Here is a 20,861-nt window from a genome sequence, read left to right on the forward strand (position 1 = left end):
GTCAGATCAAAAATACGCGGACACCATCGCCCTTAATGCTGGAGTTCGGAAGGTGTGTTCGCCGGCCCCTTACCAACGGACTCGGTTTCCGCTATCTCTATTTCGATGGTGGATGCGAAGGAGGCCGGCGCATGTTGCTAGCTCTACTGCAGAATGACAAATCGTCGGGGATCGGATTATTGCGCAGGGAAATTTTTCCGAACGCCCTTGAATTTTTGTCTTCTGTTCCTACCTAGGGTTTTACGCGATGCCGAATGCGGGTCGCGTCTCAAATCACTTGGAGAAAACTTAGGAGATTTAGCAATGGCTACTACTCTTTCGTTGGCCCCACTTTTCCGCCATTCGGTCGGCTTTGACCGTTTCAATGACCTTTTCGAATCGGCGCTTCGCAGTGAGGCCGGAACTTCCTATCCTCCCCACAACGTCGAAAAGCACGGCGATGACCGTTATCGAATTGTCATCGCGGTGGCAGGCCTTGCTGAGGCGGATTTAGACATCCAGGTTGAAAAAGGCGTTTTGACGGTCGCTGGTGATAAGCGAGAAAGCAACGAAGATGTCACCTACCTGCATCAAGGTATCGCTCAGCGGGCGTTCCGGCTGTCGTTCCGCTTGATGGATCACATTGAGGTGCAGGGCGCGAAGCTCGCCAACGGTTTGCTGAATATTGACTTGCTCAGAGTTGTACCGGAGGAGGCGAAGCCTAAGCGCATCATGATCGGAGGGGGTGAATCTACTGACTCTAAGCCGGTCAGTGAGCAGTAAGGTGAACAATGAGGCGCTCTTTGGAGCGCCTTTTTTTGAGTATCACTGACAAGCGGTAGCTCGAAAAAGTGGAACTCCCGCTCATGACCCCCAGTCAATTTTTCTGTCCAGATAGGACACATATTCCTACCGACCGTGGGCAACATGACAGCTCAAGAGGCGCACCGCGACATCAGTTATTACCTGATGCATCGGTACAACGGGATTCGGCCTCATCAATTCAACGATGGGCTGGCGCCAGCTCAGGCCGAAAAAAAATTAACGTCGTGTCCGGGATTAGTTGACCACTACATGATGTGACGCTCATGCGCTTCTGTGGAGGCTGGAAATGGAGCGCGTTCTTTCGAGCCATGATGCTGATAATTTTCGCGTCCTCCTTCAGGTTCGGCTTGAAAAACGATTGAGTCAATTTTGGACGCTATGACATGGAGCCATGTCTGACTTTTCTTCAAGGCATATGCTCTGAGCATCTGATGGATGCAGCTGCTCGATCTTTCTTCATTCATAACAGATAGCCTTATCAGGTGCACCAAAGGGTCTGTCGAATGCCCTCTATTTCTTTTCACCGCGTCGTTGCTTTGTTGCGCCGGCAACGCTCCGAGCAGTAGAGCACCTCCTCCCAGCAGCGCGCCCATTTCTTTCTCCAAGTAAATGGTAGGCCACACGTCATGCAGGTTTTGACTGGGAGCTCACTCTTTTTCAAAACGACTGACCTTCATCCAGTTTTGCGAGTAACAACTCGCCGCGTCGCCATAACGCCTGCTGTTTGGATTCATCCATGTGGTCGAGGTTTTTATAAATCATGGCCATGCGCTGGTTGCCGCGAAGGCGGTCGCCGTGGCGCATCAGGAAGTGCCAATAGAGCGAGTTGAACGGGCAGGCATCGCCTGTCGTGCTTTCGCTTACTTTGTATGCGCAGCCACGGCAATAATCAGACATACGCTTGATGTACTGCCCGCTCGCGCAGTAGGGTTTCGAGCCTAGATATCCGCCGTCTGCGTGCATAACCATGCCGAGTGTATTGGGCAGCTCCACCCAATCGAAAGCGTCCATGTAGATCGCCAGATACCACTCACATATCTGACTCGGTGCGATACCTGCCAGCAGGGCGAAATTGCCAGTCACCATGAGACGTTGAATGTGGTGAGCGTAGGCATGCTCAAGGCTCTGGTTGATGGCTTGGCGCATGCAATTCATCTGCGTGTCGCCCGTCCAGTAGAACTCTGGGAGCGACCGCGAATTACCGAATGCGTTGCCGTCGGCATAGTCAGGCATCTTCAGCCAGTAGACGCCTCGGACATACTCCCGCCAGCCGATCAGTTGTCGAATAAAACCTTCGGCGGCGTTCAGCGCAATGCTGCCCGACAGGTACGCCGATTCAACATCGCTGCACAGCTGACGAAGATCTAGCAGTCCAATATTCAGCGCGGCGCTTATTCGGGCATGAAACAGGAACGGCTCGTTACAGGCCATCGCGTCTTGGTAGTCGCCGAAGGCTGCCAGGCCCCAGTCGAGGAAGTAATCCCAGAGGGCCTGAGCTTCGGCATGGGTTACCGGGTAGTCGAATGTGTCGAGCGTGCCGTAGTGGCTTGCGAAATTTTTGGCAACTAACGCAAGAACATCTCGGGTAATTGCGTCAGGAGTAAAACGTGCGGGTGATGGAGGCCTTACGCCCTTGGGTAAAGCCTTTCTGTTTTCTGCATCAAAGTTCCATGCACCTCCGACCGGGCTACCGTCCCCATTGAGTAATAGCCGGCTCTTGCGGCGCATCTCGCGATAGAAGAACTCCATGCGCAGCTGCTTTTTGCCATTCGCCCAGGTAAAGAACTCGGCACGGGAGCAGAGAAAGCGAGAATCCGAATGCCATTTTATCGCTAAACCACAGTCCTTTATCGATTGCTCCAAGCGCCAGTCGCCGCACTCGGTGATGTGGATTTCATCCGGTCGCAAAAGTGCGCGCCACCGCTCTAACTCGCGAGGCACCGATCCAGTATTTTCTGGGTCATCGAGCTTTACGTACTGCACCTTGACTCCCCGTTGCTGCAACGCCTCGGCGAAGTGGCGCATAGCGCTGAAGATAAGGGTGATCTTTTGCGGATGATGAGGAGCATGGCTGGCTTCTTCCATCACCTCGACCATGAGCACGGTATCGCATTCGATATCAACGGCCTGTAGTGAGGCGAGATCGAACGACAGCTGATCACCTAGGATCAGGCGAAGGCTGCTAGCTTTATTCATCATTACCTCTTGCAGGCGACGTCTTGCTGCCAGTGGCGCGTTTGGTATCAGGCACTACGCAGCCCTCATCGCGACACCGAACGCTGCCATCAGGATGGGGCAGCCATGCTAGATGCGGACGCAAGCGACAAAATAGGCGATAGCCAAGGTTTAGAAGTGGCCTAGTCGAACGCCATGATAACGGCTCCGCCCAGATACCAAGGCCCGCTGCTCGCCAGCTCCAAAGCGTCGCGTCTAAGCCAGTGACCCAGGTTCCATCGCCCAACCTGGCGTGCAGTATCGACTGCATTTCAACGAGCGTGAACCCAAGAGATTTTGCTTCGAAGGTAGGATCGCTGATGTCCACAAACAGGAGACGATCCGGTGCTGCTCGCACATTTAGGATCTTGATCTCCCGGGCGCAAAGAGGGCACTCGCCGTCGAAATAAAGCGTCAGTGGCCACCGCTCATTCTTGTACAACTACTGATGCCTTGTATAAGTTTTTAGACAAGATATGCTCAAAAAACTTCGATGACAACCGGGCCTAATCCTCGAGGCGAAATCAGGTTCCAAGCGGTGCCTGATCCGGGATTTCAGGTTTGTTTCTGGGGCTGGAGCTGAGACGTGTGGCCACGGCAGCTTGCCGACCTGATTGTGACGTTCGTCGCCTCACTGCTTTTCGTTCGTCTGATAGCTAAACGTGTTGCTGATAACGCCGATAAACCTTTTAACACCCAACAGGCGGTTTTCCATGTTCAATAAAAAAATCAAGAATCAGCTTGAGGCTCAAGCAGCCGAGTTGTCGGAGTTGCGACAACTGCGTGATGGCCTACACCGTGAAATGCTGACGCTGAGTATCGATACTAATTTTGCAATTACCACCTGCAACGAGAATTTTGCACAGGCTTTGGGGTACACCCAGAATCAGCTTATAGGTCGTGCCATGGCCGACATTGTTCCGCAGTACGTTTCCAAACTTCCCTGTTTTCACAATTTTCGGGCGGCTGTCGCCGCCGGTAAGTCGATATCTGATGAATACAGGTACCTGCATGCTGACGGCTCATTAGTGTGGATTCATGCTCATTGGCAACCCGTAGCTGATGCGACTGGCCGGTTGAGTCATATCGCAGGCTATGCGACGAACATTACGTCCAGAGTGGAAAAGGCATCGGAAAACGCATCGTTCATTGACGCGCTACTGCGCTCGACGGCGGTCATTGAGTTCGATCTATCCGGGCATGTAATCACGGCGAATGAGCAGTTTTTAAAAGCGATGGGTTACAGCCTGGGACAAGCGCAAGGAAGTCATCATCGTATTTTCTGTCGGCCAGAGGAGGCTTCTTCCCAGCAATACAGGGATTTTTGGTTGACGTTGAACAAGGGTGAGTTTGTCGCTGGCCGATTCCAACGTGTTGATAGTCGGGGTCAGACGGTATGGCTGGAGGCGAGCTATAACCCGGTCTACGACACCGAAGGAACACTGCGCAAGGTAGTTAAGTTTGCAACGGTTATTACCGAACAGGTTGCCCGTGAACACCAAGTCAGTGATGCTGCACAAACGGCATTTGAAATCTCCCAGCAGACTGACGTTACTGCTCAACGTGGTGCGATAGTGGTTAACGACACTATGCACACCATGCGCAAAGTCGCTGGGGATATGCAGGCTGCCTCGGGTGGCGTCGAAGCGCTTGGAAAGCAGTCGCTGTTAATCAGTTCGATCATTCAGACCATCAGTAGTATTGCTCAGCAAACGAACCTTTTGGCATTGAACGCTGCGATTGAGGCTGCACGCGCAGGTGAGCAAGGCCGAGGTTTTGCAGTCGTCGCGGATGAGGTTCGACAATTGGCCGGGCGCACCAGCACGGCGACTGAGGAAATCGCATCAGTTGTTTTGGAAAATCAGAAGCTGGTGGATCAAACTATAGCGGAGATGGCGAACAGTAAGTCCCAAGCTGAGCAAGGTCTTGAGCTAGCCACGCAGGCAGGGCAAGTTATTGTTGAAATTCAGGACGGAGCCAAGAAAGTTGTTGAAGCGGTTGGTAAGTTTGCGACTCAGGTGGCTTAGCACGCTCAATCGTACTGTGTTGGAGTTCGCCCCTAGGGAGTTGTCGAGTGTGTGCAAAGTGAGGGGGAACAACACATGCTTGGCGAGATCGACGGTTCGGGCTTGTTAGGGTTGTCGTTGAGCTTTGGCCTTCGTTACCAGTCATAGTCACATCCGGCAAACCAACCACGCTTGGCTAGTTGTTCAGTTACGTCAATGACGCCCGAGTCACCAAAAAAACCGGTGGTGTTTGGGTAGTGAATACCTGCCAGCGACACCATCGACACCTCGGTCTTGCGGCCGAAGTACGATAGAAAATGCCAGCCGCCAGCTGTACTCCCCACGTGTGGAAAATTGATCGCAGCTTTATCTGTTATGTAGTGCTCGCGTGAGGCGCGTTTGAGATCAAAATCAAATAGTGGCTGAATCATGGAAGCTTTCTGAGTTGGGCTAGACCTTGCTTGATGTGGCCGGCGTTCTCGCCGATGGTCTCAAGGGCGCCACGCACGTTGTTTGCCTTGTCCCGGCGCCACCGCCTCCACCACAGAAGAAGTCGACAACGATCTCATTGTCCTGAGGGTTGAAGCCGAGTCCGTATTGGGTTTTGAAATCGAAGGGGGGGCTTCTGCTGTGCGGACATAGGGGATCCTCGCCGGTTGGCGTGATTCGTTGAAGTGGGTGATATGCTTTGCTGCTTATCAAACAAGGACGTGGGTAATGGCCGGTAAAAAGCTTGAAGCGTTCCGCGAGTGGTTCACGCCGCGTAAGCGGTTATGGGCAGGGCTCGCTTTGCTTGTCACTGGGGTATTCGGGCCGCTTTTGTATCCAAGCATAAATGGCTATTGGAGTATCTTTATTGCTCCTGGGATCATGTTTATCTGCAATGCAAGGAATCCCGAAGCTCGCGATAAGCGCTGATAGCCTCGCCGTCTGGTGCTGTTCGGCGATAGGGGTATTACGGGGGACCGGCATGGAGCTGGATTAAGGCGTGTTGCTTCTTCCGCAGTTGCGGCGGTCTTCCCGGTAGCGCTGCGCGTCGCTTATGAACCGACCGCAAGCGGCTTCTGGATGTAAAACTCAGCTGCGTCGGGGTATTGGTCCAGCGCTTCGCTCAGCGTCACATACTGGCAGTCAACACCTACTCTCGCGCTCTGGCATCCACGTAGGCCTTGGGCCACGGGATGTCGGTGTCGCGGTGATCGCAAGCGCCGTTCCGCGTAAACACCTGGGCCTTTGCCAGGTGGGTGACGTACCCAGAGCCACCAAAGCCCCAGAACGATAAGCCGTCGCCGACGTAGGCGTGACTGTGGCTGTCTTGCAGGTAGAACTGGCCGTCCATGGATTATCTCCAGTTAGGCGCCGGCCTCCGGATGCAGCGAGAAAGATTCTTATTGAAGGTCGCGGCGATAAACTCAGCGCATTCTTAACAGGGAGCATCGCTGCAATGGAACTGAAGTCGCCGAGCAAAAACATATGGATAGTGGGCGGCGCCGGGGTGATCGCTGGCGCCGCCATCATCGCCACCAACTCAGAAGGTTTTGTGCATACCTTGGGTGTTGGCATTCTTGCAGGGGGGCTACCGCTTTCGCTGCCGGTGGCCGGTTTGTTGGTGATACCTTTACGGCCCCATCAATGTTTCCGTAATCGAGCAGGCTGACAGTAAACCACCATAGCTTGATCGGAATTGATCAACGGCGGAAACGAAATTTTGACCAACCATGCTTGTATTTAAATGACCCCGTGTCTCCTCGAAGGACATAGAGGGACGTCCGGTAAAATGCTGTAAATCGAGAGAAGCCGAAGCTTCTTATCTTTTTGTAGACCCAAACCCATCCGTGGTGATTGGTAGTTTTGGTGGGTCTCAACACCATTGACGCGTTCCTTGTAGGGTTAATTTGGCGCAGATGATAGCGATGTGCCCCTACGCAAAGGCTGTCAATTAATAACGGAGCGGAACTTCTTGTCGCGACGGGGTCTTTGGCCAAATTCGTTTGAATACAGCATCTTGCCAACCTTATCCAACTGAGTTGGTTTTTACCCTTGATCCCGCCTTGTATGCGGGTTTTTTTCGCCTGGAGAAAAGACAATGGCGCGAATTTCAGCTATCCAAGCGGGCAGTCGTGACGCGTTGGCCTTCCTCGATATGCTCACTTGGTCCGAAGGGACCAGCACATCGCCGGCCACCGCCCTGGATGGCTACGACGTCATCGTGACGGGCATCGACAGGAAGCCTGAGATCTTCACGGATTTCAGTGATCACCCTCTTCGCAAATGGACGACGCTCGAAGGTCATCAACAGTAAGGGGCTGACATCTAATGCCTCGTGCCGGTACCAGCAGATGCTCAAAGATTGGCCGTATTGCCGAACGCTGCTGGCTTTGCAGCACATCCGCGAATGCCGCGCACTACCGGACGTGCATGCAGGTCGGGTCGGAACCGCAATCGAAAAGTGCCGGAATATTTGGGCAAGCCTGCCTGGTGCAGGGTATGGCCAGCGTGAACACCGGCTTGATGATCTGATCCAGCAGTACCCCTTGGCGGGTGGAGCACTGTCATGACGGCATTACGGAAAGTGTCCCAGCGCAAGCGCAACATACCCTTCGTCATCCGTTTCCCGTGCTTGTTGATCAGTAAGTATTTGGAATGGGCGCGCACGTCCCTTTCTGTTATCTCCCTAACCAATTTCCCGAGGCTGTTTTCTCCGGCTTCTGTTCGCATCAGAGTTCTGAGTTTCTGCCTGGTCAGATAGGCCAGATCAGCTTTGGTTGATCGCTAGCAAAAACTGACCTTCGACACTTTGTGACCCGCGCATTGGAGTAGGGATTTCCCTAACCGCTTTTCCAGTATTCCTACATTTGAATAGGGATGATCTGATGGTTGCATTGGTGTCAATAAGCCACTATTTGGCCAGGGGCTCATAACCTGTCCACCAGAGGCGACAGGTTATGAGCGGGAGACAGGCAGTGAGCAAACAGACTCCATCCATTCTGCAGCTTTTGCCCGGTTTCGCGTGAGGAGTGCCAGCCAACTGAACTACAACGATCTTTATATGACATCAATTCTTCGAGCTGACTGATTCCGCTTGTGAATTTCAGGTTCCGAAGTCACGAGAAATCGAGCCGGTAGGTGCGTTGGCGGCATTGTTCGACTTTTACGGATGTTGGCTGCCGAAGTAGCGTCCATGTTGTACCGACCTTCCTCAGAGAGATAAAAATGAACGTCAGGAATATGAATCTGGCTCCAAGGTCTGCCGCCTTCTTCTCACTCATTGTCCTAGTGGTTTTTGCTCTGGGCATTGTCGCCGTGATGCAAATGGGCAAGCTTCGAGAGTCGGAGCAAGATGTCGAAACTAATTGGATGGCGAGCATCCGTGAGATTGGCAAGATGCAGGTGGGCGTCTTGCGTCTGCGTCTGGAAAGTATCCGTATCACCGTGACCACTGACGAACAACAGCGCCAAACCCGCATCGCTTCGTTGAGCGGCTACCGCAGTACGCTGAAGGACACCATCAGCCATTACGAACCCCTGGTTACCGGGCCGGCAGAGAATGAGCTCTACCGGGCAGTCGAAGGCGATGTGCAGCAGTATTTCAAGCTGTTGGATGAGCTGGAACCTTTGTTGCGAAGTGGTGATGACGCCGCAGCTGTTGCCCTGATCAACACCCGCATCAGTCCGATGACCAATACCCTGCAAGACAACCTGAACAAGCTTGCGGACTTCAACGATGAGGGCGCCAAGCGTTCAGGTCTGGATGCTGCCGCGACGTACAGCAATGGTGTGACGCTGGTGATTGGCTTGCTGGTGGCGACCGTCATACTTACCGTGGTGCTGGCTGCAATGCTGACCCGCAGCATTACGACGCCCATTAGCGATGCGTTGGCCGTGGCCGAGCGCATCGCCGGCAGCGACCTGTCCAAGGAGGTCGTGATCATTGGCCGTGATGAAGCCGGTCGCCTGCTGGCCGCTTTGGCGAAGATGCAGGGCAACCTGCGGGAAACCATCGCTCGTATCGCCGATTCCTCCACCCAATTGGCGTCAGCGTCTGAAGAAATGACTGCTGTAACCGAAGAGGCCAGTCGCGGGTTGGTGCGACAGAACGATGAGGTCAATCAGGCCGCGACGGCAGTGACCGAAATGAGCGCTGCGGTGGACGAGGTGGCACGCAATGCCGACGCCGCCGCCCAATCTTCCCGCGAGTCCATGGAATTCACGCGCTCGGGTATCGAGAATGTGGCGCAGACTCTCAAAGCCATCGAAAGTCTGGCCAGCAACGTGGCCAGCACGGGTGACCAGGTCAAGGCCTTGTCAGGCAAAGCTCAGGACATCAGTAAGGTGGTCGAAGTGATTCGCGCGATTGCCGAGCAGACCAACTTGCTGGCGCTTAACGCTGCTATTGAAGCTGCCCGCGCGGGCGAGCAAGGTCGCGGCTTTGCGGTGGTGGCTGATGAAGTGCGTGCCCTGGCCCACCGCACCCAGCAGTCGACCCAGGAAATCGAACAGATGATCAGCGCGATTCAGGCGGACTCGACCCAGGCAGTGGGCGCCATGAACGTCAGTGCCCAGATGGCCAGCAGCTCAATCTCTGTGGCGCAGAATGCCGACCTGTCGCTCAAGCAAATCGCTGAGGCCATAGCCCAGATCAATGATCGCAACCTGCTGATCGCCACCGCCTCCGAAGAGCAGGCTCAGGTGGCCCGCGAGGCGGACCAGAACCTGACCAGCATCCGAGAACTGTCGATCCAGAGCTCGGCAGGTGCCAATCAGACCGCCAGCGCCTGCAGTGAGATGGCCAACCTGGCTATTGAACTCAATCATCTGGTGGCGCGCTTCAAGGTATGACATGCGTCGTTGTCCTGGCCTGTACTTGCCATATCAGTCGCACCCTCATCGGAGGTGATTACGTTTGCGAGTGTTCGAATCCCTGGTTTCCCGCCAAGATTCAAATGAAAGCCCCGCACTGCGGGGCTATTGCGTTTCTGGGGGCTGGTACCGCCGCCCTCTGAAAATATGATCGTTTCCGCATCATTTCAGGCAGTTTCCGCAACTCGTGGCGAGTTACGGTTAGCCGGATGGCTTTACGATCTGCGCGCCACGTCGGTAAACCGTCTCGGTTACTCGGTCGGGCCTTGCTGGTAGTGGCAGAAGAGGGCATGCCCGCCGATGCCCGGACCGGTATATGCCGAGCCAGCCGACGGAGGGGCACGCGTCTTACCCCAGATAGGCGCCGCCCTGACCACCGGATGCAGCGAGTCGGGAGAGGGCGGAACTAAAACCGACAATACCGTCTACCTTTCAAGGGGTAATCCCTTTTGGAGAAAACGGTCATGTTTAAATCTCGCTCGCTTGTAGCCGCTGTTACCTGCCTTGCTTTGGCTGTTGGCTCTGTGGCGGCTGTGGCCGACCCTGGTAATGGGAAGGGCCAAGGCAATGGAAAAGGCAACTCCCAAGGTGGTCAAGGCCATGGCAACCAGGGTAACAAGGGGAAAGGTTCGAGCGGGGATGATTGGGCGCGCGGGCCTAGCATTGACCGGGGCGGCGTATTGGGGGTGGTTGGTGGCTATCGTGACTATTGGCGCCCAGGTCCGTCACTGCCGCCCGGAATACAAAAGAACCTGGCTAGGGGAAAACCTCTTCCTCCAGGCATCGCCAAGAAGCTGGATGGCCGGTTGCTAGGCAGGTTGCCCCATTACGACGGCTACGAGTGGCAACAAGCGGGCACTGATTTGATATTGGTAGCAATTGCCTCCGGCATAATTTACGAGGTGCTCAACGGAGCATTCAATTAAGGCGATAGCGGTTCGATGATCTTGTCGCCCTGCGCAGTAATGCTTGCCCTCAACCCTGAGTGTTAGCCCGATAGTCGCGGACACCAGGGCGTGTTGCTCAAACCGGCAGGCGGAATTGCTTACGCAGGGCTTTGTCGAAGAATCCTGCGGGGGCAAAGCGGCGCAGCAGACTGATTTGTCGCGCTGTCTTGCCGGCCGTGTAGCGATGCTGAGGCTGGAAATCGGTCGCCGCTTTGACTATGACCGCTGCCACGACTTCAGGAAGATCGGCTTTTGGCATCACCTCGCCGAGTAGTGCCCGGAACCCTGATCGAGCCTGATCGTACTCTTTCAACGGTGCGTCCGGTTCAATGCTGTTTTGATCGAAAACGGTACGCACGAATGCCGGCTCGATGACCGAGACGCGAATATCGAAGGCTCGAACCTCGTGATCAAGGGATTCCGAATAGCCCTCTAGAGCGTGCTTGACCGCCGAATAATGAGCGGAGTAGGGCGCGGGTATTAATCCCAAAATAGATCCGATATTGATGATGCGCCCTTGGCCACGTTGTCGCATCGAAGGCAATACCGCGTTGGTCATACGGATTACGCCGAACAGATTGACATCGAACAATGCCTGCACCTGTGGGATCGAGAACTCTTCTGCACCGCCCAGCAGGCCAATGCCGGCATTATTGACCAACAGATCGATCCGCCCGGTCTGGGCGAGCACGCTGGAGACGAGAGCACTGACAGAGTTGTCGTCTGTCACATCGCAGGTGAGCATGGATACCTGTGTTGGACTGGCACCAGCCTTGCGACTCGTGCCAAATACCCTATACCCAGCACGCAGCAGAGCCTCGGCAGTCGCTTGGCCAATCCCGGATGATGCACCGGTCACTATCGCGGTTCTTTCGGAAGAGGTTTTCATTGGGTGCTCCAGTGTGTCCGTGAGTTGCTTTCGGCTATAGCAAGGTGTGAGTTCAACGTTATTGCTCCAGCATTAATGGGCGCCAGACTACTGTTGGCGGTGTTGCTCGCACACGTCTGACGGCAAAAGACATGAGCCCTCGCCCTGAGCTTCAGTTATCGAGTACTCGTTGTAGTCATATGAGCTTAATGATCACCTTACCTTTGGCTCTGCCTCGTTCCACATAACTCAAGGCCTCAGCCGTTGACTCGAAAGGGAAGGTCCGGTCGATGACAGGTGTGATAACGCCAGACTCGACAAGCGCAGTGATTTTCTTCAACTGAGCGCCGCTCGCACGCATGAACACGAACGCATAACTGACGTTCTGTTTGCGGGCTTTTCTGCGTATGCCGCTGCTCAACAGGCGCATTACCCAACCCAGCCCCCAGAACAGCTTCTGTTCTTTTGCGAACTCCGCCGTCGGTGGCCCAGAGATAGAAATAAGCTGGCCGCCAGGCTTGAGAATACTGAGTGATTTTTCCAGCTCGACCGGGCCGAGGCTGTTCAATACGACATCGTAGTCGCGCAAGACGTTTTCGAATTTTTGCTGCGTGTAGTCGATGACGACGTCTGCTCCCAACGCCTTAACCCAAGCCACGTTACTTGTACTGGTCGTCGTCGCAACAAAGGCCCCCAGATGTTTTGCAAGCTGGATGGCCACTGTGCCGACTCCACCGGAACCTGCGTGGATAAAGACTTTTTGCCCCTTCTTCAACCGGGCTGTTTCAACCAGCACCTGCCAGGCGGTCAGTGCAACCAAGGGAAGAGAAGCCGCTTCTTGCAGGGTGATATTGTTGGGTTTCAGCGCAAGGGCACTTTCCTCCACCGCAATCATCTCGGCAAAGGTGCCAATGCGCGATTCGGGGGGGCGTGCATAGACTTCGTCACCCGGCTTGAAGTGCTGCACGCCCGACCCCACGCGAACCACGACGCCGGCTAGGTCATTACCCAGGATCAAAGGGAATGAATACGGCAGGATCAGCTTGAATTCGCCTTTGGCAATCTTCGAATCCAGCATATTGACGCTACTGGCATGTACTTTGACCAGCACGTCGTAGATGCCTGGTTCAGGTACCGGTACCTCGCCGATATGTCCATGGTTCTCGCCGTAGCGGTCGATCAGGAAGGCTTTCATGCTTCAGTTCTCTGGCTTCAATGGGCTGGCAGCATGCGCACCCCAACGTAATGTTAGAACCTTTGCAGCAAGCGCCTTTACCTCAACGTATGCGTATCACCGCTTGCAGCGTGGCAATCACACCTGGGCTTGATAGCGCTCGGCGACTACCGATTGGCGAATCTCTGAAAGCAAACCTTGGCGGGCAGACTGCAGAGCATCCCAACGCGCGGCGTCTTGTAACGGCGGAATGGTCACCGGCTCGCGACGATCAAAACCCACCAGCGCAGCATCGACCAGGTCGCTCACGTTCATGACTTCGCTCAGGGTATTGATATCGATACCTGCACGTTCCCAGATTTCCGTACGGGTGGCCGCGGGGAGTACAGCTTGCACGTAGACGCCTTTGGGCGAGAGTTCAAGGCTCAACCCTTGCGATAGAAACAGGACAAACGCCTTGGTCGCACCGTAGACGCTCATCCCGAATTCCGGCGCCAGCCCCACGACCGAGCCAATATTGATAATCGCACCATTACCGGCGTGTGCCAGGCGTGGGGCGATGGCGCTGGCGAGGCGTACCAATGCGGTGGTGTTGAGCGCGACCAGGTTGGCAATGCTGTCGGTGGATTGCTCGATGAAGCTGCCCGATTGCGCGGCTCCGGCATTATTCACAAGGATGCCGATACGGGCGTCATCACGTAGGCGAGCTTCGACGGTGATCAGATCATTGGTTTGAGTCAGGTCAGCCTGGATCACGTCAATGGAAACACCGTGTTGCTCGCGCAGCCGGGAGGACAGTGCGTCTAACCGGCTTTTGTCGCGGGCAACCAGTACCAGGTTGTGGCCACGTTGGGCAAAACGCTCGGCGTAGGTTGCGCCAATGCCTGTCGAGGCGCCGGTAATCAGTACGGTTTCAGGGATGCTCATAAATGAATGCTCTTGAGTGGACGTGGATAAGCGATGCAGTTTTCAGGGCTGTTCAGCCCTGCGCGCAGCCCCAGAGACATGCGGCGGTGTTTTTATGATGTCGATCATAATCAATGCTGTCAACGGTTTTGATTGCGATCGACATCAGAGTATAGTCAGGCCATTGTTCAGGAGTCCCAGGGGCGCGAAATGAAGATCACCAAGACGCAATCGCTCGCCAATCGAGCCCATATTGTGGAGACGGCGTCAGAGCTGTTTCGTGAGCGTGGCTATGATGGTGTGGGTGTGGCAGAACTCATGGCGACTGCCGGTTTTACTCAGGGCGGCTTTTACAAGCACTTTGGCTCTAAGGCCGATTTGATGGCTGAAGCCGCAGAAAACAGTCTTGCAAAATCTCTCACGAGTACCTGCGATCTCGACCTTCCCGGGTTTGTAAATCTTTACGTGTCGAGGGATCACAGGGACGGCAGGGGAGTGGGTTGTACGATGGCAGCGCTATGTGGTGACGCTGCTCGTCAGTCAAATGAGCTGAAGGCGACCTTTGCGGACGGATTAGAGAGCACGCTGGCAGCACTTGAGGAAAAGTACCTGAAGGGGCTGGATACGATGGGGCAAGACGTTCGGGCAAAAATGATCAACTTGCTGGCACATGCCATCGGTGCCGTCATGTTGTCACGGGCGTGTCCGGATGATTCGTCTCTCGCCGATGAAATACTGGAAACGTGCCGCGCTGAGATCATTGCATCATTGCCATTGAGTGAGAAAAACAGCCTGTAAGTGGCTGGGACACGGTCCAGCGAGTTGCCGGCATCAGTAACGCTGCGGCAATGCCCCCCCCTCATTGCGTGGAGGTTGCCCTGCCTCGAGCGATGGGTGCGGAGGTTTTTCGACGAGTGACGTGTCTAGATCAAGGGTTCTGAGGTTTTTGGGGTTGTCACCTCCGACGTTGGCGTCTACCCTGAAAATGTATGAATTGTTACTAACAATTTCGGAAGCGCCCGTTTTTGAGGCGCGATACTTCAGGACGAGGAACGAAACATGTTTTCACATGAAGGTGCCGCAATAGAGCTGTTGTTGTTCATTATCGGTCTGTCGGGACTGCTCTTGGTCGTCTGGTTTATTCACCATCAATATGAACGAAGGGGCGGGAAAGGCGTAAAAAAACAACATGACCGTAATGCCGGGCGTTCGACGTAGCCTGGCTGTCTATCTCCCATCCAAGCCAGCCGTTTTCGGCGGGTTCCTGGCGGCCACGCCCTGTAGGGATGAGATTCTCCAGCACTGTTCGTGCCGGCCCAGGCTGCCGAGCATTGCCCCCAGAGGATAGGGCACCACTTGAAGAAGAGATGTCTGATGTCGACGCCGCCAACTCGCTGGCGAGCGAGCATCCTGATAACTGATTCAAGCGCTTGAGCCCAGCGAACCCGGCCCGGCGCCGGGTTTTCTGCCGCCCCTCTGCACTTTTTCGAGTTTTCTGGATCTATCGTTGTGCCAGCGACACTCATACTGCGTGTGGCCAGAACAACTAGATCGGGTGCCGATGCCGCGTACTTTGCCTGTTTTTACCGCCTTTTGGACGCGCCGGCCGTTGCTGCTGGCGGTCGTGTTGATGGGGTGTGCCAGCGCTTGCACTCAGCAGCAGGGACGCGATATCGCCAAGCAATTCAGTAACGGCAAGCCCGATGAATTCTTCCAGACCAGCGTCGATCGTATGGCCACCCTGGGCATGCGCGACAACCTGCAAAGCTTGTATCTATTGATGAACAAACTTTATCTGCGTAACCCCAACCAGTGGCGTCAATCGGGGTACCCGGACGCGGTGAGCGCGGCGCGGGAAATTCGCAAGGCCATCGAGAATCGTCAACCATTGCCCGCCCTGGGGGATCGTCGTGACCTGGCGGCATTGAGCTATTCCTTGAGCCCTGAGTTTCGCGGCGATCGGGTGGGGGCGTTTATCTACGCGATTGGCAGCATGCTCGTCACCGCACACGGTGGGCGCACGCAGTTCTACATTTCCGACTCGATCAATCCGCAGTTCGTCAATAACGCTGCGCGCAACATCGAGAAGGCAACCTGGTTGCTCAGCCAACGCCAGGATGCCAATGGCGTGCTGCTGTTGTTTTCTAACGAGATCTCGGAGGAGGGCAGCAACCTCAGTTTTGCGGTGGAGTTCGGCAAGATCGTCGCGCGCCTCGACCTGCTGACCCAGATGCTCGATGAGCGCTACCGACGTATTGGCCTTAACTATGCGCAAAGCCTGTTATTGATGAATTTCCTGCCGGTGCAATGAAATCCCCCGACCTTGCGCTCTGCGCCAGATAGTGCGGTGCTTCCGTTTCCTCTGTAGGAAATGGCCTATCTTGCATCTCGCAACTTGAAACGCTTCCCGGTCGGCAATAGCCTCGGATTTTTCTTAAATATGAGGCCCTACCTTGGGTAAGCGAAAAACGGTTTGGCCCACTGATCGCGAGATTCGCCTGCGGTTTATGCTCTTTGCGGTGATCGACGCCGCGCGTGTCCATGGGGTTGCTGCCGAGCTGCTGTTGAACGCGCACACGGTGCTGCGAGATTCGCCGACGGAGATGCAATTGCGTGACGTGCTCAGCGACATCCTGGCCACCGATGAAATGCAGGGTTTCAGATTCCCGGCGGGGTCAGAGGCTGACGATTTTATGCGCGCACTGGAGCCGTCTGCCGATTAGTCGCCGGGCTCAGCTTGGGTCGGCAATGTCTTGAGTCGCCTCGTCGCTGCCCGAGTTGCACGTCGGCGTCGAGGCAAGGGATGGGTGGGACGTCCTGCCCAAATAGCTCGAAAACCTGGAGAGGGTGGAAATCCTGATCATCTTCACGCGGCGGGTCAGTATCACCCTGGAATTGCAGCACCGCCCGGTGTGACGCCTCGCCAGAATTTGTTCGCGCCAGTTAGATCGTTTATTTCCTTCAGGAATGGGGCTATTGCCCGATCGAATATCTATTGCGATGTAATTGATTTGATAGCAGCCACCTTGGAAGTTGCGGCGTCGTAATCGACGTTATCGCAACAAGGAGGGCTGCATTATCCGATTGAAACCCGCTCAAACGTCATTTTCCGCTGCTGGATCACCTTCTTGCGTCGTGACACCCGCGCTCTAGAATCGGCCCCAGAACTTACTCATTTCCTGTCGATTACGGAGTTTCGAACATGATGAATGCCATGCAGATGCCAATGAACACCTCCATGCCAATGATGCCGATGATGGGCATGCCGATGATGATGGCGACCATGAAGTGCGAAATGGCCAGCGACGCCATGATGTGCACCATGAAGCCGGCAGCGGGCATGGATATGGCTCAGTTCAAGACCAACGCCGAAATGATGGCGATGATGATGAACTGTGGCATGCCCATGATGATGCAGTGTGCCAACCTGTCGATGATGTGCATGTCGGCCGACGCCATGGCCATGATGTCGAACATGAACATGCCGATGATGATGCCTATGGGCATGTCGATGCCGATGATGAAGTGCGTGATGGAATGCACGATGCAGGCTGACGGCATGCTCTGCAAAATGATGCCGATGCCAGGCATGAGCATGGACATGATGAACAACTGCTGCATGCTGATGAACAAGATGATGAACGACTGTGCCATGCCGATGATGATGAGCTGCAACGGCATGCCGATGATGTGCTGCACCTGCTGACAGGTTCTGCATGCTGAAAAACGCCCCGATTATCCGGGGCGTTTTTTTTGGCGCAAATTAATCCAACCGTTCCGGATAGGTGATCACCAGAAACGCCACCGCCTCGCTGTCCGATGGGTTGCGGTAGCGGTGGGGCTGGTCGGCATAGAACAGGATCGAGTCGCCGGTGGAAAGCAAATAGCGCTCGTCGTTGACGCTGACCTCCAGCACGCCCTGGGCCACCACCAGGTTTTCCTGGATGCCCGGGCCGTGGCCTGCGGAAATTTCTTCGCCCAAGGCGCGCAGGCGAATCTCATAGAATTCGGACTGGCGCGCCGTATCGTAGGGAAATAACGCGCGGCTGACGAAGGCCCCGTCAGCACTCACCAGGCGCTTACTCTGTTGCGCCGGCAGTACCTCAACCCCTTCAAACGCGCGGTCTTCCAAAAACGCCGCCACCGATACCTTCAAGCCCTTGGCGATCTTGCACAGAACCTTGATCGACGGGACGCTGCGCCCGGATTCGATCTGCGCCAACATCGCCCGGCTGACGCCGCAGGCACGTGCCAGGCCGTCCAGCGACAAGTGGCGTTTGCTGCGCAGGCGTTGCAGGTTATGCGCCACGCAGAGGCTGATGACGTCATCGTCGTTGCTGGGCTTGGGCAGCGGTTCAGGTGCTTCGGGAATCACGTGCAGAAAACTCATCGGCCTTACGCCCGGCGAGTGTCGCTGGGCAGGGAAGCTTGGGCGGCGAACACCATCAACCCGGCACGCGCGGCGTACATCGCCCACATCAACTCGGCCGCAGCTCGTGCCTGGCGGCGTTTGCGGTGGAGGGTGAAGTCGATGACGGTAGCGGATGTCTGCATGGGGGCGGTCTCGTGGTGCGTGGGTGACTCAGTGGCTCCACAGTAATGCTTGCCGGTTATTTCTATAAATACTGAGTTTGCATTTGTTAATTCGATTTTGGACTTAAAAATAATCCCCGTCCGATGCTGTTGTGGGAAGGCTCTGGTCCGTTAATCAGGCGTGACCTGATGCACCGGTTTGCCTTCCCATCACTGTTCGCGTGCCAGGCCCTGGCTTCCACGCCCCCGAATTCAAAGGACTCCCCATGCTTTTGCGTCAACCTCCGCTGCTGTTTGCCGCCTTGACCCTCACTTCACTGGTGCAAGCCGAAGAACTGCAACTGGCTCCGGTCGAAGTCACCAGCAGCGAAGCCAGCGCGGGCGAAGTGGCCCAGACGCAGCTCAAGAGCGTGCCTGGCGGCACCAACTACATCGACATGAACAGCGTGCAGCAGGGGCGGGTGAGCACCAATGAAGACGTGTTCAAGTACCAGGCTGGGGTGTACGCCAAGGCGGCCAATAACGAAGGCGTGAAGCTGTCGATCCGTGGCTCGGGCCTGAATCGCAGCCCGGGTGCCCATGCCTCGGGGCTGTATGAAATGTTCGACGGCTTGCCGCTCACCGGGCCTGGCGGTACGCCCTATGAACTCAAGGACCCGCTGTGGCAAAGCCGTGTCGAAGTGCTGCGCGGCGCCAATGGGTTCGATCAAGGCGCATTGGCGCTGGGTGGTTCAGTCAACTATGTGACCCGCACCGGCTACGACGCGCCCAAGTTGCAAGTGCGCTATGAGGCGGGCAGTCGCGGTTATGGCCAGCGTGAGATCAGCTCGGGCCAGGTGCTGGGGGACGCCGACTACTACATCAGCCTCACCGGTTCAGAGTCCGACGGCTACCAGCACCAGAGCACCGGCAGCGGCAAAGGGGGCGCGGCCAATTTCGGCTATCGCTTCAACCCGGACCTGGAAACGCGCTTTTACTTCCGTTACCGCGAAACCACCAATGAGACGCCCGGCAAGCTTACGCGCGACCAGATCAACCACGATCCGCGTGCCGCCAACAGCCTTAACGCCGCCCGCGATTCGAAGCGCCTGCAACCCGGCTCCACCTGGATCGCCAACAAAACCACGCTGCAGTTGGACGATACCTCGCGGCTCGAAGTCGGCCTGGCCTACCACGACTACCCCATGGACCTGCGTGAAGGCACCAATCGCCTGAAAGTCGCCTACACCGATATCAGCAGCACCCTGAAATACATCCGCCAGGACACGCTGTTCGGGCATGCCAGCACCACCACCCTCGGCCTGCGCACCACCCAGGCGATGCCGAACAATGGTGCGTCGGAATACGTGCGAACGCCCGCTGGCAATACGGCCACCTTTGCCCCCGGCACCAAGACCCGCGACTACAGCTACCTGGGCTCCGACACTGTGCTGCACCTCGGCAACGAGCTGGAACTGGTCCCGGACCTGTGGCTGACCACTGGCCTGGCCGCGATCTACACTCGCCGCGAAACCCAAGTCACCTATCCCGAAGGCCAGGCACCGCTCAGTCAACATGACTGGGACTACGCGCCACGCATCGGCCTGCGTTATGACTTCAACCCGCAATTGCAGGTGTACGGCAACCTGAGCCGCTCGGTCGAGCCACCCCATGCCTGGTCGATGATCTGGGGGTCGAACAAATACTTCCCCGCAGGCAGTGGTGCGGCCACAGGTTTGCAACGCGAAGGCGTGGATCTGAAAAACCAGACCGCCACCACCCTGGAAATCGGCGGGCGCGGTGAAGCAGGGTTCGGCCAGTGGGACCTGGCGCTGTACCGTTCCGAAGTGCGCCACGAACTGCTCACCGTGGAAACCCAGGCGCAGACCTCGACCCGCAATGCCATCGTCGCAGAGTCCAATGCCAGCCCCTCCGTGCACCAGGGCGTGGAACTGAGCCTGCTCAGCCCGTTGTGGGACGGTGGTCGCAACGGCGCGCTCGCCCTGCGCCAGGCGTATACCTTCAGCGATTTCCACTACCGCGACGATGAGCGCTTCGGCGACAACACGTTGCCGGGCATCCCCAAGCACTATTACCAGGCACAACTGCGCTACAGCCATCCGACCGGCTTCTACACCAGCCTCAACACCGAGCATTCCTCACGGGTGGCGGTGGACTACGCCAATTCCTACAACGCCGCCGCCTATACCTTGCTGGGTGCCACCGTTGGCTATGACGCGCCCAAGCAGGATTGGCAGGCCTGGGTCGACCTGCGCAACCTCACCAACCGGCGTTACGCCAACACCGTCACGCCCGGTTACGACGACAAGGGCCTGGACGTGGCCCGGTCCACACCGGGCGACGGGCGTGGCATCTATACCGGGGTGTCATGGAGCTGGCGCTAAGAGTGCAAACATGGGGGAGGCCCATGCCCCGGTTAGAAATGTAAACGATGTCCCCGGTTTGTAACCTCGCATAAGCCATTCCAGTCGACCGCATTCTTGTGGCGAGCGGCCTTGTTGTGGTGAGCGGGCTTGTTGTGGCGAGCGGGCTTGCCCCGCGTTGGGCTG

General features: G+C 56.0%; 21 protein-coding genes and 5 pseudogenes. 16 read left to right on the top strand and 10 right to left on the bottom strand.

Annotation, left to right across the window (positions count from 1 at the left end):
- The 3 genes and pseudogenes from ACODSV_RS32085 to ACODSV_RS32095 form a co-directional block, all read left to right on the top strand.
- Positions 1-236: hypothetical protein (locus ACODSV_RS32085; RefSeq protein WP_489047206.1), on the top strand; the 236-nt coding region annotated here is incomplete at its 5' end.
- A 67-nt stretch (positions 237-303) separates the two neighbouring features.
- A complete protein-coding gene (locus ACODSV_RS32090; protein ID WP_150056511.1) occupies positions 304-762 on the top strand; it encodes an Hsp20 family protein in 459 nt (152 codons plus the stop codon).
- Between the two features lie 123 nt (positions 763-885).
- Positions 886-1,046: pseudogene (locus tag ACODSV_RS32095) on the top strand (IS3 family transposase); the annotation flags it as partial.
- Between the two features lie 278 nt (positions 1,047-1,324).
- Here ACODSV_RS32095 and ACODSV_RS32100 read toward each other — a convergent pair.
- From ACODSV_RS32100 to ACODSV_RS32110, 3 genes are read right to left on the bottom strand one after another with little or no spacing between them, the layout of a single operon-like run.
- Entirely contained in the window at positions 1,325-1,465 is a 141-nt protein-coding gene (locus tag ACODSV_RS32100) for a DUF2256 domain-containing protein (RefSeq protein WP_081329435.1), read from the bottom strand.
- On the bottom strand, positions 1,462-3,000 hold the full coding sequence (locus ACODSV_RS32105; RefSeq protein ID WP_150055410.1) for a cryptochrome/photolyase family protein: 1,539 nt from the start codon (positions 2,998-3,000) through the stop codon (positions 1,462-1,464). The genes ACODSV_RS32100 and ACODSV_RS32105 overlap by 4 nt, the downstream gene beginning before the upstream one ends.
- The gene (locus tag ACODSV_RS32110; protein ID WP_081329434.1) at positions 2,993-3,460 is read right to left on the bottom strand and encodes a thiol-disulfide oxidoreductase DCC family protein; all 468 of its coding nucleotides are present in this window, start codon (positions 3,458-3,460) and stop codon (positions 2,993-2,995) included. Before ACODSV_RS32110 ends, ACODSV_RS32105 begins: the two co-directional genes overlap by 8 nt.
- 361 nt (positions 3,461-3,821) lie before the next feature.
- Here ACODSV_RS32110 and ACODSV_RS32115 point away from each other — a divergent pair.
- Both ACODSV_RS32115 and ACODSV_RS32120 read left to right on the top strand, forming a co-directional pair.
- Positions 3,822-4,502 (top strand): annotated as a pseudogene (locus ACODSV_RS32115) (PAS domain-containing protein); the annotation flags it as partial.
- 108 nt (positions 4,503-4,610) lie between these two features.
- A pseudogene (locus ACODSV_RS32120) lies at positions 4,611-5,045 on the top strand (methyl-accepting chemotaxis protein); the annotation flags it as partial.
- 161 nt (positions 5,046-5,206) lie between these two features.
- Here the strand turns inward: ACODSV_RS32120 and ACODSV_RS32125 are convergent.
- Positions 5,207-5,455: pseudogene (locus tag ACODSV_RS32125) on the bottom strand (hypothetical protein); the annotation flags it as partial.
- A 286-nt stretch (positions 5,456-5,741) separates the two neighbouring features.
- Between ACODSV_RS32125 and ACODSV_RS32130 the strand changes: the two are divergent.
- The gene (locus ACODSV_RS32130) at positions 5,742-5,942 is read left to right on the top strand and encodes a hypothetical protein (RefSeq protein WP_024076111.1); all 201 of its coding nucleotides are present in this window, start codon (positions 5,742-5,744) and stop codon (positions 5,940-5,942) included.
- A 220-nt stretch (positions 5,943-6,162) separates the two neighbouring features.
- On the opposite strand, the gene ACODSV_RS32135 is transcribed toward ACODSV_RS32130, so the two are convergent.
- Complete coding sequence (locus ACODSV_RS32135) at positions 6,163-6,363, bottom strand: hypothetical protein (RefSeq protein WP_190300939.1); 201 nt, start codon at positions 6,361-6,363, stop codon at positions 6,163-6,165.
- Between the two features lie 105 nt (positions 6,364-6,468).
- On the opposite strand from ACODSV_RS32135, the gene ACODSV_RS32140 reads away from it, so the two are divergent.
- The 4 genes and pseudogenes from ACODSV_RS32140 (at position 6,469) to ACODSV_RS32155 (ending at position 10,810) form a co-directional block, all read left to right on the top strand.
- Entirely contained in the window at positions 6,469-6,681 is a 213-nt protein-coding gene (locus tag ACODSV_RS32140; RefSeq protein WP_150055413.1) for a hypothetical protein, read from the top strand.
- A gap of 429 nt (positions 6,682-7,110) precedes the next feature.
- A pseudogene (locus ACODSV_RS32145) lies at positions 7,111-7,582 on the top strand (glycoside hydrolase family 24 protein).
- Between the two features lie 655 nt (positions 7,583-8,237).
- Positions 8,238-9,863: a methyl-accepting chemotaxis protein gene (locus ACODSV_RS32150; RefSeq protein ID WP_069076492.1), complete on the top strand. Its 1,626-nt coding sequence runs from the start codon at positions 8,238-8,240 to the stop codon at positions 9,861-9,863.
- Positions 9,864-10,348: 485 nt separating this feature from the next.
- On the top strand, positions 10,349-10,810 hold the full coding sequence (locus ACODSV_RS32155; RefSeq protein ID WP_150054335.1) for an anti-virulence regulator CigR family protein: 462 nt from the start codon (positions 10,349-10,351) through the stop codon (positions 10,808-10,810).
- Positions 10,811-10,907: 97 nt separating this feature from the next.
- On the opposite strand, the gene ACODSV_RS32160 is transcribed toward ACODSV_RS32155, so the two are convergent.
- The 3 genes from ACODSV_RS32160 to ACODSV_RS32170 all read right to left on the bottom strand — a co-directional run bounded on the left by ACODSV_RS32160 (position 10,908) and on the right by ACODSV_RS32170 (position 13,800).
- Entirely contained in the window at positions 10,908-11,720 is an 813-nt protein-coding gene (locus ACODSV_RS32160) for an oxidoreductase (protein ID WP_150054336.1), read from the bottom strand.
- A 175-nt stretch (positions 11,721-11,895) separates the two neighbouring features.
- Positions 11,896-12,894, bottom strand: coding sequence for an NADP-dependent oxidoreductase (locus tag ACODSV_RS32165; RefSeq protein WP_150054337.1), 999 nt, complete (start codon positions 12,892-12,894; stop codon positions 11,896-11,898).
- Between the two features lie 117 nt (positions 12,895-13,011).
- Positions 13,012-13,800 (bottom strand): SDR family NAD(P)-dependent oxidoreductase, encoded by a 789-nt coding sequence (locus ACODSV_RS32170; RefSeq protein ID WP_150054338.1) that lies wholly within the window; start codon positions 13,798-13,800, stop codon positions 13,012-13,014.
- A gap of 189 nt (positions 13,801-13,989) precedes the next feature.
- On the opposite strand from ACODSV_RS32170, the gene ACODSV_RS32175 reads away from it, so the two are divergent.
- From ACODSV_RS32175 to ACODSV_RS32195, 5 genes are all read left to right on the top strand, one after another.
- Positions 13,990-14,577, top strand: a complete 588-nt coding sequence (locus ACODSV_RS32175; protein WP_024076104.1) for a TetR/AcrR family transcriptional regulator — start codon at positions 13,990-13,992, stop codon at positions 14,575-14,577.
- A gap of 261 nt (positions 14,578-14,838) precedes the next feature.
- Positions 14,839-14,997, top strand: a complete 159-nt coding sequence (locus ACODSV_RS32180) for a hypothetical protein (RefSeq protein WP_190300988.1) — start codon at positions 14,839-14,841, stop codon at positions 14,995-14,997.
- A gap of 343 nt (positions 14,998-15,340) precedes the next feature.
- Positions 15,341-16,090 (top strand): hypothetical protein, encoded by a 750-nt coding sequence (locus ACODSV_RS32185; RefSeq protein ID WP_069076487.1) that lies wholly within the window; start codon positions 15,341-15,343, stop codon positions 16,088-16,090.
- Between the two features lie 142 nt (positions 16,091-16,232).
- Entirely contained in the window at positions 16,233-16,502 is a 270-nt protein-coding gene (locus tag ACODSV_RS32190; RefSeq protein WP_069076486.1) for a hypothetical protein, read from the top strand.
- Positions 16,503-16,981: 479 nt separating this feature from the next.
- Positions 16,982-17,485 carry a hypothetical protein gene (locus tag ACODSV_RS32195; protein WP_081730348.1) on the top strand — a complete coding sequence of 168 codons (504 nt, stop codon included), beginning with the start codon at positions 16,982-16,984 and terminating at the stop codon, positions 17,483-17,485.
- A 57-nt stretch (positions 17,486-17,542) separates the two neighbouring features.
- On the opposite strand, the gene ACODSV_RS32200 is transcribed toward ACODSV_RS32195, so the two are convergent.
- Both ACODSV_RS32200 and ACODSV_RS32205 read right to left on the bottom strand, forming a co-directional pair.
- Positions 17,543-18,169: a helix-turn-helix domain-containing protein gene (locus tag ACODSV_RS32200; protein WP_024076100.1), complete on the bottom strand. Its 627-nt coding sequence runs from the start codon at positions 18,167-18,169 to the stop codon at positions 17,543-17,545.
- 5 nt (positions 18,170-18,174) lie between these two features.
- A complete protein-coding gene (locus tag ACODSV_RS32205) occupies positions 18,175-18,333 on the bottom strand; it encodes a hypothetical protein (protein ID WP_190300987.1) in 159 nt (52 codons plus the stop codon).
- 245 nt (positions 18,334-18,578) lie between these two features.
- On the opposite strand from ACODSV_RS32205, the gene ACODSV_RS32210 reads away from it, so the two are divergent.
- Complete coding sequence (locus ACODSV_RS32210; RefSeq protein WP_150054339.1) at positions 18,579-20,696, top strand: TonB-dependent receptor family protein; 2,118 nt, start codon at positions 18,579-18,581, stop codon at positions 20,694-20,696.
- The last annotated feature ends 165 nt before the right edge of the window (positions 20,697-20,861 follow it).

The organism is Pseudomonas sp. FG86 (assembly GCF_057808775.1).

Bases quoted from the DNA above. Each gene is read 5' to 3' on its own strand.
- ACODSV_RS32090 (WP_150056511.1), top strand. From the start codon at position 304: ATGGCTACTACTCTTTCGTTGGCCCCACTTTTCCGCCATTCGGTCGGC.
- ACODSV_RS32105 (WP_150055410.1), bottom strand. From the start codon at position 3,000: ATGAATAAAGCTAGCAGCCTTCGCCTGATCCTAGGTGATCAGCTGTCG.
- ACODSV_RS32130 (WP_024076111.1), top strand. From the start codon at position 5,742: ATGGCCGGTAAAAAGCTTGAAGCGTTCCGCGAGTGGTTCACGCCGCGT.
- ACODSV_RS32135 (WP_190300939.1), bottom strand. From the start codon at position 6,363: ATGGACGGCCAGTTCTACCTGCAAGACAGCCACAGTCACGCCTACGTC.
- ACODSV_RS32140 (WP_150055413.1), top strand. From the start codon at position 6,469: ATGGAACTGAAGTCGCCGAGCAAAAACATATGGATAGTGGGCGGCGCC.
- ACODSV_RS32150 (WP_069076492.1), top strand. From the start codon at position 8,238: ATGAACGTCAGGAATATGAATCTGGCTCCAAGGTCTGCCGCCTTCTTC.
- ACODSV_RS32155 (WP_150054335.1), top strand. From the start codon at position 10,349: ATGTTTAAATCTCGCTCGCTTGTAGCCGCTGTTACCTGCCTTGCTTTG.
- ACODSV_RS32160 (WP_150054336.1), bottom strand. From the start codon at position 11,720: ATGAAAACCTCTTCCGAAAGAACCGCGATAGTGACCGGTGCATCATCC.
- ACODSV_RS32165 (WP_150054337.1), bottom strand. From the start codon at position 12,894: ATGAAAGCCTTCCTGATCGACCGCTACGGCGAGAACCATGGACATATC.
- ACODSV_RS32170 (WP_150054338.1), bottom strand. From the start codon at position 13,800: ATGAGCATCCCTGAAACCGTACTGATTACCGGCGCCTCGACAGGCATT.
- ACODSV_RS32175 (WP_024076104.1), top strand. From the start codon at position 13,990: ATGAAGATCACCAAGACGCAATCGCTCGCCAATCGAGCCCATATTGTG.
- ACODSV_RS32180 (WP_190300988.1), top strand. From the start codon at position 14,839: ATGTTTTCACATGAAGGTGCCGCAATAGAGCTGTTGTTGTTCATTATC.
- ACODSV_RS32185 (WP_069076487.1), top strand. From the start codon at position 15,341: ATGCCGCGTACTTTGCCTGTTTTTACCGCCTTTTGGACGCGCCGGCCG.
- ACODSV_RS32195 (WP_081730348.1), top strand. From the start codon at position 16,982: ATGATGAATGCCATGCAGATGCCAATGAACACCTCCATGCCAATGATG.
- ACODSV_RS32200 (WP_024076100.1), bottom strand. From the start codon at position 18,169: ATGAGTTTTCTGCACGTGATTCCCGAAGCACCTGAACCGCTGCCCAAG.
- ACODSV_RS32205 (WP_190300987.1), bottom strand. From the start codon at position 18,333: ATGCAGACATCCGCTACCGTCATCGACTTCACCCTCCACCGCAAACGC.
- ACODSV_RS32210 (WP_150054339.1), top strand. From the start codon at position 18,579: ATGCTTTTGCGTCAACCTCCGCTGCTGTTTGCCGCCTTGACCCTCACT.